At 71.5% G+C, this 15,269-nt stretch carries 17 protein-coding genes; 1 reads left to right on the plus strand and 16 read right to left on the minus strand.

The genetic code is table 11. From position 1 onward, the window contains the following. Window positions 1-71: 71 nt before the first annotated feature. Together tsf and rpsB are read right to left on the minus strand one after the other, a co-directional pair. On the minus strand, window positions 72-887 hold the full coding sequence (gene tsf / locus NYF13_RS31735) for a translation elongation factor Ts (protein WP_315661616.1): 816 nt from the start codon (window positions 885-887) through the stop codon (window positions 72-74). An 88-nt stretch (window positions 888-975) separates the two neighbouring features. Continuing rightward, window positions 976-1,908 carry a 30S ribosomal protein S2 gene (gene rpsB, locus NYF13_RS31740; protein WP_315661617.1) on the minus strand — a complete coding sequence of 311 codons (933 nt, stop codon included), beginning with the start codon at window positions 1,906-1,908 and terminating at the stop codon, window positions 976-978. Between the two features lie 1,608 nt (window positions 1,909-3,516). Between rpsB and NYF13_RS31745 the strand changes: the two genes are divergently transcribed. Continuing rightward, window positions 3,517-3,963, plus strand: coding sequence for a M23 family metallopeptidase (locus NYF13_RS31745; protein ID WP_315661971.1), 447 nt, complete (start codon window positions 3,517-3,519; stop codon window positions 3,961-3,963). 335 nt (window positions 3,964-4,298) lie between these two features. Here the strand turns inward: NYF13_RS31745 and NYF13_RS31750 are convergent, their stop codons facing one another. The 14 genes from NYF13_RS31750 to rpsP all read right to left on the minus strand — a co-directional run bounded on the left by NYF13_RS31750 (window position 4,299) and on the right by rpsP (window position 15,268). Next, window positions 4,299-5,282, minus strand: a complete 984-nt coding sequence (locus NYF13_RS31750) for a FliA/WhiG family RNA polymerase sigma factor (protein WP_396287783.1) — start codon at window positions 5,280-5,282, stop codon at window positions 4,299-4,301. Beyond that, entirely contained in the window at window positions 5,257-6,168 is a 912-nt protein-coding gene (locus tag NYF13_RS31755; protein WP_315661618.1) for a tyrosine recombinase XerC, read from the minus strand. Before NYF13_RS31755 ends, NYF13_RS31750 begins: the two co-directional genes overlap by 26 nt. Before the next feature lie 168 nt (window positions 6,169-6,336). Beyond that, window positions 6,337-7,518, minus strand: coding sequence for a DNA-processing protein DprA (dprA, locus tag NYF13_RS31760; protein WP_315661619.1), 1,182 nt, complete (start codon window positions 7,516-7,518; stop codon window positions 6,337-6,339). 752 nt (window positions 7,519-8,270) lie between these two features. After that, on the minus strand, window positions 8,271-9,782 hold the full coding sequence (locus NYF13_RS31765) for a YifB family Mg chelatase-like AAA ATPase (protein ID WP_315661620.1): 1,512 nt from the start codon (window positions 9,780-9,782) through the stop codon (window positions 8,271-8,273). Further along, entirely contained in the window at window positions 9,782-10,162 is a 381-nt protein-coding gene (locus NYF13_RS31770) for a YraN family protein (protein ID WP_315661621.1), read from the minus strand. The genes NYF13_RS31765 and NYF13_RS31770 overlap by 1 nt, the downstream gene beginning before the upstream one ends. Window positions 10,163-10,392: 230 nt before the next feature. Further along, window positions 10,393-10,716, minus strand: a complete 324-nt coding sequence (locus NYF13_RS31775; protein WP_003096226.1) for a DUF2469 domain-containing protein — start codon at window positions 10,714-10,716, stop codon at window positions 10,393-10,395. Continuing rightward, window positions 10,713-11,546: a ribonuclease HII gene (locus NYF13_RS31780; protein WP_315661622.1), complete on the minus strand. Its 834-nt coding sequence runs from the start codon at window positions 11,544-11,546 to the stop codon at window positions 10,713-10,715. Before NYF13_RS31780 ends, NYF13_RS31775 begins: the two co-directional genes overlap by 4 nt. Window positions 11,547-11,640: 94 nt before the next feature. Continuing rightward, a complete protein-coding gene (lepB, locus tag NYF13_RS31785) occupies window positions 11,641-12,579 on the minus strand; it encodes a signal peptidase I (RefSeq protein WP_315661623.1) in 939 nt (312 codons plus the stop codon). A gap of 31 nt (window positions 12,580-12,610) precedes the next feature. Then, complete coding sequence (rplS, locus tag NYF13_RS31790) at window positions 12,611-12,979, minus strand: 50S ribosomal protein L19 (RefSeq protein WP_315661624.1); 369 nt, start codon at window positions 12,977-12,979, stop codon at window positions 12,611-12,613. 173 nt (window positions 12,980-13,152) lie between these two features. Continuing rightward, on the minus strand, window positions 13,153-13,899 hold the full coding sequence (trmD, locus tag NYF13_RS31795) for a tRNA (guanosine(37)-N1)-methyltransferase TrmD (protein WP_315661973.1): 747 nt from the start codon (window positions 13,897-13,899) through the stop codon (window positions 13,153-13,155). Between the two features lie 5 nt (window positions 13,900-13,904). Beyond that, a complete protein-coding gene (locus NYF13_RS31800; protein WP_315661625.1) occupies window positions 13,905-14,057 on the minus strand; it encodes a hypothetical protein in 153 nt (50 codons plus the stop codon). 1 nt (window position 14,058) lies between these two features. Then, complete coding sequence (rimM, locus tag NYF13_RS31805; RefSeq protein WP_315661626.1) at window positions 14,059-14,574, minus strand: ribosome maturation factor RimM; 516 nt, start codon at window positions 14,572-14,574, stop codon at window positions 14,059-14,061. A gap of 14 nt (window positions 14,575-14,588) precedes the next feature. Then, entirely contained in the window at window positions 14,589-14,828 is a 240-nt protein-coding gene (locus tag NYF13_RS31810) for an RNA-binding protein (RefSeq protein WP_003103110.1), read from the minus strand. After that, window positions 14,825-15,268: a 30S ribosomal protein S16 gene (gene rpsP / locus NYF13_RS31815; RefSeq protein WP_315661627.1), complete on the minus strand. Its 444-nt coding sequence runs from the start codon at window positions 15,266-15,268 to the stop codon at window positions 14,825-14,827. The genes NYF13_RS31810 and rpsP overlap by 4 nt, the downstream gene beginning before the upstream one ends. Window position 15,269 lies beyond the last annotated feature (1 nt).

The raw sequence follows: 15,269 nt of genomic DNA on the forward strand, positions 1-15,269 counted from the left end.
ACCCGGCTGTGCCCCGCCCCCGAACCGCGGAGACGGGGCACAGTTGGTGAAGACTAGTCCCAGTGCCTGGCTCAGGCCTGGCCGACCTCGAACCGGGCGAACCGGGTCACGGTCACGCCGGCCGCGTCGAGCAGGGCCTTGACGGTCTTCTTGTTGTCCTTGACCGAAGGCTGCTCGAGCAGGACGTTGTCCTTGTAGTAGGCGGTGACCTTGCCCTCGACGATCTTGGTGAGGGCCTGCTCGGGCTTGCCCTCTTCGCGGGCGGTCTGCTCGGCGATGCGGCGCTCGTTCTCGATCGTCTCGGCCGGCACCTCCTCGCGGGAGAGGTACTTCGCGCGCAGCGCGGCGACCTGCATGGCGGCCCCGCGGGCGGCCTCGGCGTCGTCACCGGTGAACTCGACCAGCACGCCGACGGCGGGCGGCAGGTCCGAGCCCCGACGGTGCAGGTACGAGGTGGTCTGGCCCTCGAAGGAGACCACCCGGCGCAGCTCGAGCTTCTCGCCGATGCGGGCCGAGAGCTCCTGCACGACCTCGATGACGGTCTTGCCGTCCAGCTCGGCGGCCTTGAGCGCCTCGACGTCGCTGGTCTTGAGCTCCTTCGCGACCGCGACGATCTTCGCGGCCAGATCCTGGAAGTCGGCGTTCTTCGCGACGAAGTCGGTCTCGGAGTCCAGCTCGATCAGCACGCCGCCGTCGCCGGCGACGAGGCCCTCGGCCGTGGCGCGCTCGGCGCGCTTGCCGACGTCCTTGGCTCCCTTGATGCGCAGGAACTCGACAGCCTTGTCGAAGTCGCCGTCGTTCTCTTCGAGGGCCTTCTTGCAGTCCATCATGCCCGCGCCGGTCATCTCGCGCAGGCGCTTCACGTCAGCGGCGGTGTAGTTCGCCATCGGGTTGAATCCGTCCGTTTCAGGTACGTGTGAGGTGATCAGCGCCCGTGCGGCCGGCCGGGACCGGCCGCACGGGCACCTGGCAACATCAGGAGGAGGCGGTCGCCTGCTCGGCGGCGGGCTGCTCCGCGGCCGGCTGAGCGGCAGCGGCCTCGGCCGGCTCGGCGGCGGGGGTCCCGGTCGCGGTGGCCGCTTCGGTCGCCGCGGCGGCCTCGGTGGCGTCGGCGGACGCGGTCTCCGAGCCGGCCAGCAGCTCCTTCTCCCACTCGGCCAGCGGCTCGTCGGCGGCGACGCCCGGCTCCGGCTTGGTGTCGGCGGACGCACCGTTGCGGCTGGAGCGGGCCATCAGACCGGCGGCGGCGGCCTCGGCCACGACCTTGGTCAGCAGCGCGGCGGAGCGGATCGCGTCGTCGTTGCCCGGGATCGGGTAGTCGACCTCGTCCGGGTCGCAGTTGGTGTCCAGGATCGCGACGACCGGGATGTTGAGCTTGCGAGCCTCGCCGACGGCGATGTGCTCCTTCTTCGTGTCGACGATCCACACGATGCTCGGGACCTTCGACATGTCCCGGATACCGCCGAGGGTCTTCTCGAGCTTGTCCTTCTCGCGGGTCAGCGTCAGGATCTCGCGCTTGGTGAGGCCGGTGAAGCCACCGGTCTGCTCCTGGGCCTCGAGCTCCTTGAGGCGCAGGAGGCGCTTGTGCACGGTCTGGAAGTTGGTCAGCATGCCGCCGAGCCAGCGCTGGTTGACGTAGGGCATGCCCACGCGCGCGGCCTCGGCGGCGATGGCTTCCTGAGCCTGCTTCTTGGTGCCGACGAACATGATCGTGCCACCGTGCGCGACGGTTTCCTTGATGAACTCGAACGCGCGGTCGATGTAGGTCAGCGTCTGCTGCAGGTCGATGATGTAGATGCCATTGCGCTCGGTGAAGATGTAGCGCTTCATCTTCGGGTTCCACCGACGCGTCTGGTGCCCGAAGTGCACGCCGCTGTCGAGCAGCTGCTTCATGGTGACGACGGCCATTGCCGGAATCACACCTTTTCTGTCTCACGCCCGCCCGCGGTTTCCCCGCCGACGCGCTGATCGGTTTTGTCGCTCGCGACCGGGTGGCCGCTCGCCCTGGTGCCGTGCCGGAGCCCGGACCCCGGGAGTTCGCCAGAACCCCCACAGGGACCGCCGGGCACCGTGCGACCCTCCGTCCGAGCCTCCGGAAGAGACGGAACCGGCCGGGGATGCGAGCACGTACACGCGAAGTCAGTCCATTCGAATGGACTGCGGAACAGATTCTACCCCCTGCCACCAGCGACGCCCCCACCGGCAGCACCCGGCCCCGGCCGAGTTGTCCACAACCGCCCCAACCTGTGCACAACTCCCCCGCACGCCCCCCGCCCGCCGCCGGTCTGCCGAACCATGGAACCCGTGACGAGGACCCGCTCTTCCCCACCGTCCCAGCCCACCACCGGCTACGCGGATCAGGCCGCCCACAACACCGGCGGCCGCCTTTGCGATGGCTCGACCTGCTGGTTCACCGGCGGCTGCCACTCCGCCGACGTCAGCGACGCCACGACCGGCGCTGCTGACCGGCGCGGCCACGCAGGCCGCGGCGATGGCCCTCCCGATGCTGCTGACCGATGCGGCTGCGCGGGCCATGGTGCTGATGCTGACTGGAACGACTGTGCAGGCCGTGATGATGGCCTTGCTGACGTTGCTGACCGGTGCGGCTGCGCCGGTCATGACGCTGACCGGTGTAACCGGGCGGGCCTTGCTGGCACTGCGGACCAGCATGGCCAAGCAGGCCGCGGCGATGGCCCTCCCGATGCTGCTAGGGCTGCTGGAGCCACTGAGGCTGCCGACCGCAGTGACAGTGGTGACCGCGCCGGTGGCCATACCGCCAATGCTTGCCGTGCCAACTGTGGCTCTGGCCGTGCTGATCCTGGCGGTGGCGGTGGCGGCAGTCACCATCCCCGTACCTCGATCGAAGCTCCTGGCCCAGACACCAGCTTCGGTCCCGGCAATCCCCACCTTCAGGACAGCCACGTTGAGTCCGGCCGCCGCATCACCCACCCCGGTTCGGGCGGTCACCTCGGCCGCCACCACCGCGGCCGCCACCGCGCTTCGCCCGCCGTGCGTCACAGCCGTCGCCGCGGTTCACCGGCCGCGCGCCTCAACCGCCACCGCGCTTCCTCCCCGGCACGGTGGCAGCCACTCTCTCGCCGCCAAAACCACCGACTTCCCCTCCGCTCGGCTGACCGACCACGTCGAACCCCGGAGCGGATCCCTCCCCCTCCCCGCCACCGGTCACCGCGAAGCTCCCCGATCAGGTCGACGATCCGGCTGCTACGGCTCGCTCTCCGATCACCCGAACGGCAGAAGGGCGCACTCCCCCACCAGTTCCTGGCGACGGCCCCGAGCTGGCCATCCCTCCGTCAAGCACAGTTGGCCTTGCTGGTCGCCGTGGTGCTGGTGCTTCCCCTGCCCAGTCTCGTAACCGCGCCAGCCAGAGCCGTCGGCACACCGGTAACCACCGCACCCTTGTCACCAGCCGCGTCCGAGCCAACCGAAACGACCAAGCCAATAGAAGCGCCGCAGGACAGCGCAGCCGCCACACGGACCGCTCCCAGCGAGAGGACCATTCCGCCCTCCATCGCGCAGACCGGGCGGTTGGCCTGGCCGCTGTCACCACGGCCGAACGTGACGCGGTACTTCGAAGCCCCCGAATCGCCCTACGGACCAGGCCATCGCGGGGTCGACCTGGCGGCAGCGCCCGGTCAGGAAGTGCTGGCCGCAGACCTGGGCGTCGTCGTGTTCGCCGGTCAGGTCGCCGGCCACGGGGTGGTGTCGCTGGACCACGACGCCGGCCTTCGCACCACCTACCAGCCGCTCACCCCGACCGTCACCACCGGTGAGCAGATCTACCGGGGCCAACCACTGGGGACGGTCACACCCGGCCACCCGGGCTGTCCCCTCCCCGCCTGCCTGCACTGGGGCGCCCGCCGCGGCGTGGAGTACGTAGACCCGCTAGCCCTGACCGGCACCCCCAGCCGAGTCCGGCTCAAACCCTGGGGAGGTGGCCCCTGACCGCGGTCGGCGCACCGTGCCGGACCCTGGCCGAACGGCTCCCGCCGTATCCCGCCCGGATGAATCGATTCCACCCACCGCCCTCAGCGTCGTGGGACGCCCACCAGACCGGCGGCCATCCGGCGAACCGGCAGCGGCCGAACACACCGTGGATCGTGACTCATCACGAGCACGAGCGTCCTACCCAGCGAGTCACCCCGCGACTCGGCCAGCGCGCTAAGTCGGCCTCCCGGCAAGCGGCCAGCCGGTCCAGCGCGGCCGAAGTAGACCAGCAAGCGGTCTGGTAGCGAAGCGGTCAGATAGCTCAGCAAGCGGCGGGGTAGCCAAGCGAGCGGTCAGGTAGCCGGCTGCTCGACGAGTTTGGCCCGCAGCCGCATCACCGCGCGGGTGTGGAGCTGGCTGACCCGCGACTCCGTCACGCCGAGGACCTTGCCGATCTCGGCGAGGGTGAGGCTTTCGAAGTAGTACAGGCTGACCACGATCTTGTCCCGCTCGGTCAGCTGGGCGATGGCCTCCGCGAGCTGCCGGCGGTTGTCCTGGTCGACGAGGATGGCGACCGGGTCCACGGCGCCGTCGTCGGGGAGGGTGTCGACCAACGAGCCGCTGTCCTTGCCGGCGGAGACGAGGTCTTCCAGCGCCACGACGCTGGTGAGCTGCAGCTGGCCGTAAAAGTCGCGCAGGTCGTCGAGGCTGACGCCGAGTTCGGTGGCCAGTTCGGCATCCGTTGGGGCGCGGTGCAGGCGCGCGCCGAGGCGTTCGAGAGCGCGCTCGGTCTCTTTCGCCTTGCTTCGCACAGCGCGCGGCACCCAGTCCTGGGCGCGCAGATCGTCGAGGATGGCGCCGCGGATTCGCTGCATCGCGTACGTCTCGAAGCGCAGGCCGCGGGCCGGTTCGAACTTTTCGATGGCGTCGACCAGGCCGAAGATGCCCGACTGCACGAGGTCGCCCACGTCGACGTGCGTCGGCAGGCCGGTGCCGACGCGGCCCGCGACGTACTTGACCAGCGGCGCGTAGTGCAGCACGAGCCGGTCGCGCGAAGACTGGTCCGGCTGGTCGGCGAACTGCTGCCACAGCGCCTGAATCCCCGCGTCGACATCGTGACCAGGACGTCCGTCGGCAGTGACGGCGTCCTCGGTGCCGGGGGCGCTCACCCCCGCTTCCGTGGCCGGAGGCGTGGAACTCATTGCACGGTCGTTCTCGGCATGCGGATCAGTGTGGTCTCCGTGCTCGTGCGGATGCGCGTGCGCCGCCGGTTCGGCCCCGGCTTTCAGGGCCGAGTCACCACCGGCCTCGTCAGGCCCGTGGATGGGCTCGGTCATGGATCGCCTTCAGCCGATCGACGGTCACGTGAGTGTAGAGCTGCGTCGTGGCAAGCGTAGCGTGACCGAGCAGTTCCTGAACGCTCCTGAGATCGGCACCTCCCTCCAGCAGGTGGGTTGCCGCCGAATGCCGCAGTCCGTGCGGCCCCATGTCCACCGCCCCGGGCACCGCGGCGATGGCCTCGTGCACCACCCGCCGCGCGGCCCGCGGATCGAGCCGTTTGCCACGAACGCCCAGGAAGAGCGCGTGCGCGGACTGCTCCGAAACCAGTTCCGGGCGGCCCGCTTCGAGCCACGTGGTGAGCGCGCCGGCCGCCGGGACGCCGAACGGGACCATCCGCTCCTTGTCCCCCTTCCCGATCACCGAGACGACGCGCCGGGAGAAATCGATCGCCCCGACGTCCAATCCGCACAGCTCCGACACCCGGATGCCAGACGCGTACAGCAGTTCGACGATCGCGCGGTCACGCAGGGCGACCGGATCACGCTGGGCGGCACCGGCCTCCGACGCCCGCATCAGCTCGTCTGCCTGGTCCTCGCGCAGCACACCCGGCAGCGTCCGGTGCGCCCGCGGCGCGGCGAGCCGACCGCCCGGGTCCGTTTCCAGCACGCCGGCCCGGTGGGCCCAAGCCGTGAACGTGCGCGCCGACGCGGCTCGGCGAGCCAGGGTCGTCCGTCCCGCCCCTCCTGTCCGTTGCCCCGCCAGCCACGCCCGAAGCAGTCCGATGTCGAGATCGGTGAAACCGCGCGACGGACTGCCCTCCTCCACCGCGGTCAGGAACGCCAGCAAGGAGACGACATCGCCCACATACGCGCGCACGGTGTGCGACGAAAGCCCGCGCTCCAGCTTCAGGTGCCGCTCGTAGTCGGCGACGACGGCTCGCACGGTCTCCGGCAGCGCCTCCCGGAGCGCGTGCAGGTCCGGGCGCGGCGGGCCCTTTCGGTGCCCGGCCGGTCGCGCGGCTGCGTTGCGGCGGACGCTCCCTGACGGCATACCGATCACGCTGCGCGAACTCCCGCCGTTGGTCAAGCATCGCCACGCGGGGCGGGCCGTTCACGAGAAGTTCCCGAGCGGTGTGGAGCGGACGATCCGGCGCCATCCGGTCTCCCCGCGTACGGCGAACCCATCGAGCTCCAGCTCCGGTAGCACCGCCCTGACCCGCGGAACCGGGATCCCGGACTCCGCAGCGACCTCCTCGGCCGACCGGCCAGCGCGCGGGACCAACGCCTCGTAAACGCGCTCCGACTCCCGGCCGAGCCCGTCCGTCGGACGTGGCTGCTCGGTGTCTTCACGCGGCGGCCCGAAGCGGCCGACGGTTTCGAGCACGTCGTCGACGCTCGCGACGAGTGTGGCTTTACCGTCGCGAATCAGGTCGTGGCAGCCGGTCGACGAGCGTGAGTGGACCGGGCCGGGCATGGCCATCACGACTTTGCCGAGCGCGCCCGCGGTGGTCGCGGTGTTGCGCGCCCCGCTGCGGCGACCGGCTTCCACGACGACGGTGCCGTCGGTGAGGGCGGCGATCAGCCGGTTCCGGACGAGGAAGCGATGCCGCGCCGGCTGCGTGGCGGGCGGGTACTCGCTGACGACGGCGCCACCTTGGTCGACCATTTTCTGCAGCAAGCGCTCGTGGCCGGATGGGTAGCTGACGTCGGCGCCGCAACCCAGCACCGCGACGGTCGCACCGCAGCCCGCGAGCGCTCCGCGGTGAGCGGCTGCGTCGATGCCGAGCGCGGCGCCGGAGAAGAGCGGTACCTGCTTCTCGGCCAGTCCGTGACCAAGTTCGCCCGCGTTGTTCTGGCCGTAGGGCGAGCACAGCCGCGCGCCCACGACGGCGACGGCCCGATCGGCCAGCGACCCGAGCGAAGCCAGTCCCCACACCCACAGCGCAAGGGGCGGGGTGACGTCGGGGACCCCGCTCGCACTCGCGAGTTCGAGGGAATGCAGCGGCCAGGCCGGCCACTCGTCGTCGCCGGGGATCACCAGGCGGGCACCGTGCTCGGCGGCTTTCGCAAGATCTTGCTCGGCGAGGTCCAGGTGCTTGCGGGCAGTGGTTTCTTTGCGCACCTTTTCCGGACACTCGCCGGTGCGCACCCGCTCGGCGGCCTCCACGGGACCGCGCGCCTCGACGAGCGCGAACAGCGCGGGAGAAGGCGGCTCGGCGACGCGCAGCAGGTAGGCCCGGGTGAGTCGTTCGGCTTCGCGGGAGGCGGCCGGGGCCTGGGGGACGACGCTCATGCGGCACTCCCTCTGGGTCTCGAGGCCGGTTGGGCCGCGGGGTGCGGCGGAGCGGGCGCTAGTGCTCGGACGGAGCCGAGGCGGGCACGGACTTGGGCGGGGGTCTGACGGTCGGCAGGCGGGGGTGGAACGAGGCGAAGGTGACGGGGTGGAGTGGGGGCGGCCGGGGGCGCGGCGGGGGGGGGAGGGGCGGTGCTGGGCAGAGGCGGGGTTGCTGTGGCGGGCGCGGGCGCGGCCGAGATCTCGATAGCGGGCGGGGGCATGGGCGAAGTCGGAGGTGCGGCGGTGCGCGGAGATGAGGCCGTGGTGGAGGCCGGGGGCGGGGTTGACGTGGGGTACGAAGTTGCGTGCGGAATCGGGGTCGCGGTGGAGGGTGGGCGCGTGGTGGAGGGCGCGGGCCGGGCGGCGTGCTGGGGGTGGATGGTGCGGGTCATGGCAACTCCGTTCGGGTAAATCGGGTGGTTTGAGTGGTGCGGGCTTGGGGGCGGAACCGGTAGAGCGGGACTTCGGTGGGCCGGGCTTCGGTGGGGCTGGAGGGCTTCTCGGTGGTGGGTGCGGCGGCGGTGCTGGTGGGTGGAGAGGGCGGGTGAGGGACGCGGGCAGCGCGGGGATGGGCCCGGGCCGTCAAGCTGCGGGACCGGCGGGGCAAGCTGCGCAGCCAAGCGTGGCGAAGCTGCGGAACCGGCAGGGCGAACTGCGGCGCCGGGTGTCGTCGGGCTGTGGGATGGGGCTGTGGGGCGGGGGCGCGGGAGTCAGGCGGTTGTCCGTTCGCGGAAGTCCAGGGCGGCGGAGACGTGGTCGGGGGTGGGGTGGGGGGTGCCGGCCAGGTCGGCGAGGGTCCAGGCGATGCGGAGGCAGCGGTCGGCGCCGCGGGCGGTCAGGAGGCCCTTTCGCAGGGCTCGGTCCAGGAGGGTGGTGGTGGGTGGGGGGAGCCGGAACTCGCGGCGCAGGGCGGGGCCCGGGACCTCCGAGTTCGAGCGCCAGCCGTGGGTCTGCCAGCGGTGGGCGGCTCGGTCCCGGGCTGACTGGACGCGGGCGCGGACTGTGGTGGAGGGCTCCGGGGTGGGGGTCAGGTGAGCCGACATCGCGGTCAGCGGGCGGAGGCGGACGCGGAGGTCGACGCGGTCCAGCAAGGGACCCGAGAGGCGCGCGAAGTAACGGCGGCGGGCCGTCGACGAACAGGTGCAGTCGATCTCGCGGGGCTGGGCGCAGGGGCACGGGTTGGTCGCCATCACCAACTGGAAGCGCGCCGGGTAGCGCACCGCGCCCTTCACCCGCGCGATGCGGACCTCGCCCTCCTCCACGACGGTGCGCAGCGAATCGAGGCGTTCGGCGCCGAATTCGCAGACTTCGTCCAGGAACAGCACGCCTCGGTGGGCCCGGCTGATCGCACCGGGGGCGGCCAGGCCGCTGCCGCCGCCGATCAGGGCCGCGACGGTGATCGAGTGGTGCGGGGCGACGAACGGCGGGACGGTGACCAGCGGGGAGGACTTCGAGAGGGTGCCGTCGACCGAGTGGACCGCCGTGACCTGCAGTGACTCTTCGGCCGAGAGCCGCGGGAGCAGGCCCGGCAAGCGCTGCGCCAGCATGGTCTTGCCGACCCCGGGCGGTCCGGTCAGGAGCAGGTGGTGGCCACCCGCCGCGGCGACCTCCAGGGCCCAGCGAGCCTCCGGCTGACCGACGACGTCGGCCAGGTCCGGTACCTCGGGCGGGTCCGGGGCCGAAGGCTCGGGCCTCGGCTCCAGCTCGCCCTCGTCCTTCAGCCACGCCACCAGGTCGGCCAGGCGCGCGACGCCCGCCACCTCCAGGCCCTCGACCAGCGCCGCCTCCCCCAGCGACTCCGACGGGACCAGCGCGCGCCGGTGACCCGCCGCCCGCGCGGCCAGCAGCCCGGGCAGGACTCCGCGGACGGCCCGGATCCGGCCGTCCAGCGCCAGCTCACCGAGCAGGATCGTGCCGACCAGCTTCGTGGCCGGCACGGCACCGGTGGCCGCCAGCACCGCCGCCGCGATGCCGAGGTCGTAGCCCGAGCCCACCTTGGGCAGGTTGGCCGGCGACAGGCCCAGCGTCACCTTGCCGTCGGGCCACGGCTGGCCGGAGTTCCGCACCGCCGAGCGCACGCGGTCCTTCGCCTCGCGCAGACCGGCGTCCGGCAGGCCGACGAGCGTCACGCGGCTCAGCCCGCCGCCCAGGTCCGCCTCGATCTCCACGACCCGGCCTTCGATCCCGACCAGCGCCACCGACCACGCCTTCGCCAGCGGCATCAGAACGCCCCCGCGATGTGGCGCACGCTCGGCTGCCCGCCGACCGGCGCGAAAACCGCGACCACGTCGTACCGCGTGCGGCACCAGCCGACGCCGAACACCCGCAGCCACTGCTCCGCCGCCTTGCGCACGCGGTCGGCCTTCTCCGGCGTGACCGACTCCGACGGTGTGCCGTACTCGTCGCCGGAACGGGTCTTCACCTCGCAGAACACCACCCGTTCGCCCTCGCTGAGCACCAGGTCGAGCTCGCCCTCGCGGCAGCTCCAGTTCCGGCTCAGCAGGACGAGCCCCGCCGCCTGCAGGTACCGGGCCGCCAGGTCCTCGCCCCAACGGCCGAACTCGCGACGCCACCGCGCACGCTGCTGAAGACTGTCCTTCATCGTGGCCCCCTTCACCCACCCCGCGACCATCACGGACCGTGTGAAGCCACGCTCGCAGAGTGAGCGGGCCCGCCACCAGAGCCACCGCCCCGGCCTGTGGACAACCGGGGCCATGTGGAGAAACCCCTGCGGACACCGAAGCCCGGGCGCAGAACTGTCGGACCCCCCAGAACGCGCTGAAGGCCATCCGGACCGGATCCGGATGGCCTTCAGGCGCGGGTGGCGGAGGGTCAGCCCGAGAACGGGCCGTCCTCGGGCAGCCGGAGGTCCGGCTTGTCCAGCTCCTCCACGTTGACGTCCTTGAACGTGATGACCCGGACGTGCTTGACGAACCGGGCGGGGCGGTACATGTCCCAGACCCACGCGTCCGACATGCGGACCTCGAAGTACACCTCGCCACCACCGTCACGCACCTGCACGTCCACGGCGTTGGCCAGGTAGAACCGACGCTCGGTCTCCACCACGTACGAGAACTGGCCCACTATGTCGCGGTACTCGCGGTACAGCGAGAGCTCCATCTCGGTCTCGTACTTCTCGAGATCCTCTGCGCTCATGAAATCCGCGCCCCTCCTCGCGTTCGTCCTGCTGCTCCGGCGGCGGAGCGTTCATTCTTACCCACCGAGCCGGCCAGGGCACGGACCGGCACGCTCGGGTTTTCCAAGGCAGCGTAGGTGAGCACGACCGGATGCGGCGGGGTGAGGCCGTGCCGGGCGGCCGCGGTGGCCACGTTCGTGTAGGACCAGCGGTGCACCGGGCTGGGCCCGTGCCGGTCCAGCGCGGCCAGGTGGTCGGCCGTGCTGTAGCCCTTGTGCACGTCAAAGCCGTACGCCGGCAGCTCGCCGTGCAGGCCCTTCATGATCCGGTCCCGGGTCACCTTCGCGAGCACCGAAGCCGCGGCGATGCCGGCCACGCACCGGTCACCCTTGATGACGGCCACGTTCGGGGCCGGGATGCCGGGGACCGGGAAGCCGTCGGTGAGCACATACCCGGGATGGTCGCGCAGCGCGGCGACCGCGCGCCGCATTCCCTCCAGGTTCATCACCCGAATGCCGAGCAGATCGACCTGTTCGGCCGGGATGACGATCACCGCGTAGTCGAGCGCGCGCTTGAGGACCTGGTCGTACACGCGGTCGCGGGCCTTCGCCGTGAGCATCTTCGAATCGGTCAGCTCGGGCAGCCGCGCGCCGTCCCCGGGGCGCAGCACGCACGAGGCGACCACCAGCGGGCCGGCACAGGCACCCGCACCGGCTTCGTCCACCCCCGCGACGGGCCCGAGGCCCCGCCGTTCCAGCGCACCCTGAAGGCCCCACAGCAGCTCACCGCGCACGACGGCGCGCGGCGGCCGGAGTGGCTCGGCCGGGGGACAGGGAACGGGAACGGTCACAGCAGCACTACCCGTCTCGGGTGGAGCTCGCGGAGATGGTCTCTCGGGTCTCTTCCGAGGAGAACCAGGCGTGGGTGAACACAGCAGACATGCCCTAGCTTCTCCGGCCGGCCGCCCTGCGGCGGACACCCGCCTTCAGCCGCCGTCCGAGGAAAAGCGTGGGAACGGCTCCGGCCACGCCGGCCCCGAGCGGCAGGCCCTCCTGCCAGGCCGGGGCGCCGAGCGCGACCGGCTGGGCGTTCGCCTGCGGGTCGTGATCGGTGATACCGCCCCAGCGGCCCGGCGGGAGCACGATGATCCGGGCCTTCCCGATTACGTCGTCGACCGGGACGGCGCCGTTGGGACCGCCGCCGCCCTGGTAGCGCGAATCGGCGGAGTTGTTGCGGTTGTCGCCCATCACCCACAGGGCGCCCTGGGGCACCTTCACCGGGGCGAAGCTCTCCTGCACCCGGTGGTCGGCGTTCTCCCAGTGAACGTAGGGCTCGTCGAGCGCCTTGCCGTCCACCATCACGCGGTTCTGCGGATCGCAGCATTGGACGGTCTGGCCGCCGGTGGCGATCACGCGCTTGACGAAGTCACGCTCGTCCGGCGGTGCGAAACCGACCAGCGAGCCGAGGCCGCGCAGCGCGCGGACCACGATGTTACCCGACTCCGTCGGCATGACCTCGTTCTCGGTCCACGCGGGCGGACCCTTGAACACGATCACGTCGCCCGGCGACGGATCGGTGAAGTCATAGGTGACCCGGTCGACCAGGATGCGGTCGCCGGTACAGCCGGGGCAGCCGTGCAGCGTGGCTTCCATGGACCCCGAAGGGATCATGTACACCTTGGCCAGGAACAACTGGATCACGATCGTGAGCGCCACGGCGATCACGATCAGGATCGGCAGCTCTTTCCAGAACGACCGCTTCTTCGAGGACTTGCCTCGCCGGTGGGAGCCCCGACCCTCCTCGGACCGGGCAGCGTCGAGCTGCTCCTCGTCCGAGCGGTCGGGGTCATCCTCGGCGGCGTTCTGGGGCACGGGTTCGACCACGTCGCCAGGCTACCGGTAACCGTTCCGCCACTCAGCGGGCAGAGGTGGTCTCGCGGTTCTCGCGGCGCTCCTTGATCTTGGCCTTCTTGCCGCGCAGGTCGCGCAGGTAGTACAGCTTCGCGCGCCGCACGTCGCCGCGCTTGAAGACCTCGATCTCGGCCAGGTTCGGCGAGTGCACCGGGAAGGTGCGCTCGACGCCCACGCCGAAGGACACCTTGCGGACCGTGAAGGTCTCGCGGATCCCGCCACCCTGGCGGCGGATCACGACGCCCTGGAAGACCTGGTTGCGCTCGCGGTTGCCCTCGATGACGCGGACGTGAACCTTGAGCGTGTCGCCCGGGCGGAAGGCCGGGATGTCGGAACGCAGTGACTGCGCATCCAGCGCGTCCAGGGTGTTCATCGGTGGTCCGTCCTCGTCATTTCGTATGGCTTGGGTACTACTTCTCCCCGGGCGCGCAGCACTGCTGCTGCGTCTCACCCAGGGGCTGATGGCGGGCTCGTGAACGAGGCGGTCCACTCACGCCAACCGGTCAAGTATGGCAGAGGCGCGGGCACCCGCAACGCACGGGGGGTCTAGCCGGGATTCTCGCCGAGCCCGTCGAGAACCTCGTGATCACGACGATCGAGGCTACCCTCCGGCAGCCGGGCCAGGAGATCCGGGCGGCGCCGGGCCGTCCGGTCGAGGGCCTGGTCGCGCCGCCACCGGTCGATCAGCGCGTGGTTGCCCGAGCGCAGCACCTCCGGCACGGCCAGCTCGCGCCACACCTCGGGGCGGGTGTAGCTGGGGCCTTCGAGCAGCCCGTCGGAGAAGGAGTCTTCGGCCGCCGAACGCGCGTTGCCGAGCACGCCCGGCAGCAGCCGGACCACGGCCTCGACCATGACCAGGACCGCGGCCTCGCCGCCGACCAGCACGTAGTCGCCGATCGAGACCTCGTCCACCGGCATCCGCCGGGCCGCGTCATCGACCACGCGCTGGTCGATGCCCTCGTAACGGCCGCAGGCGAAGACCAGGTGCTTCTCCTCGGCGTAGGCGTGCGCCAGCTCCTGCGTGAACGGCCGCCCGGCCGGCGTCGGCACCACGAGCCGGCTGCCCTCGCCGCACACCTCGTCCAGCGCGGGGCCCCAGACCTGCGGTTTCATCACCATGCCGGGGCCGCCGCCGTACGGTGCGTCGTCGACCGCCCGGTGCACGTCGTGGGTCCACTCGCGCAGGTCGTGCACGCCGACCTCGATCAGGCCGCGGTCGATCGCGCGGCCGAGCAGCGCGGCCCGCAGCGGGTCGAGGTACTCGGGGAAGATCGTGACCACGTCGATGCGCACGCCGGTCACCGGTTCCCGGGCTCGGTGCGGGAGAGCCGCGGCTCGGTGGCCGACCGCGACGGCCGAGCCCACGGGAACGGCTGGTCACCGGGCGGACCGGCGCAGGTGGGCGCCACCGGGTACAGCCCGGCGGTGCCGGTGCGAAGGGAAAAGGTCACCTCAGTCCTCGTCCAGGAGGCCTTCCGGCGGGTCGAGGACCACCCGCCCGCCCGCGACGTCCACCGTCGGCACGATGGCCACCACGAACGGGACCAGCACCTCGCGGCCGTCGACGTCCAGCTCCAGCAGCTCGCCCGCGGGTGAGTGCACGACCTCGACGACCCGGCCGACCACCGTGCCGTCGAGCAGCTCGGCCCGCAGGCCGGTCAGCTCGTGGTCGTGGAACTCGTCCGGGTCGCCGGTCGGCGGCAGGTCGGCCGTGTCGACCAGGAGCAGCGCCCCGCGCAGGGTCTCGGCGACGTCGCGGGTCGGCACCTGCTCGAAACGCACCAGCAGCCGCCCGCTGTGTTCGCGGGCGGCTGCGATGGTGAGTTCCCTCTTGCTGCCGTCACGCAGCTTCGTCGTGACCGCCGAACCGACCTTGAACCGCTCCTGCGGCGAGTCCGTGCGCACGTCCACCGCGAGCTCCCCGCGGATCCCGTGCGCCTTGGCGATCCGGCCGACTACGACGTCCATCGGAGACGACCGGGTCAGCGGTCGGTGTCGACGACGTCCACCCGGACGCCTCGACCGCCGATGCCGCCCATGACGGTGCGCAGGGCGGTCGCGGTACGACCGCCCCGGCCGATCACCTTGCCGAGGTCGTCGGGGTGCACGTGCACCTCGAGCGTCCGGCCACGGCGCGTGGTCAGCAGCTCGACCCGGACCTCGTCCGGGTTGTCGACGATCCCGCGCACCAGGTGCTCGAGGGAGTCAGCGAGAAAACTCACTCGGACTTCTCGCCCTCGGCGGCTTCCGCCTTCTCGGCCTCGGCCTTCTTCGGGGCGGACTTCTTCTTCGGCGTGGTGGCCTCGGCGGAGGGCTCCTCACCGGCCGCGGCCAGGGCCGCGTTGAACAGGTCCTGCTTGGACGGCTTCGGCTCGGCCACCTTCAGGGTGCCCTCGGCGCCCGGCAGGCCCTTGAACTTCTGCCAGTCGCCGGTGACCTCGAGGATGCGCTGGACCGGCTCGGTCGGCAGTGCGCCGACGCCCAGCCAGTACTGCGCCCGCTCGGTGTCGACCTCGATGAAGCTCGGCTCTTCCTTCGGGTGGTACTTGCCGATCGTCTCGATGGCCTTGCCGTCCCGGCGGGTGCGCGCGTCGGCGACGATGATGCGGTAGTACGGCGCACGGATCTTGCCGAGGCGCTGCAGCTTGATCTTGACGGCCACG

The sequence above is a fragment of the Amycolatopsis sp. PS_44_ISF1 genome, from assembly GCF_032335455.1.
In the GTDB taxonomy this organism is placed as follows: Bacteria; Actinomycetota; Actinomycetes; order Mycobacteriales; family Pseudonocardiaceae; genus Amycolatopsis.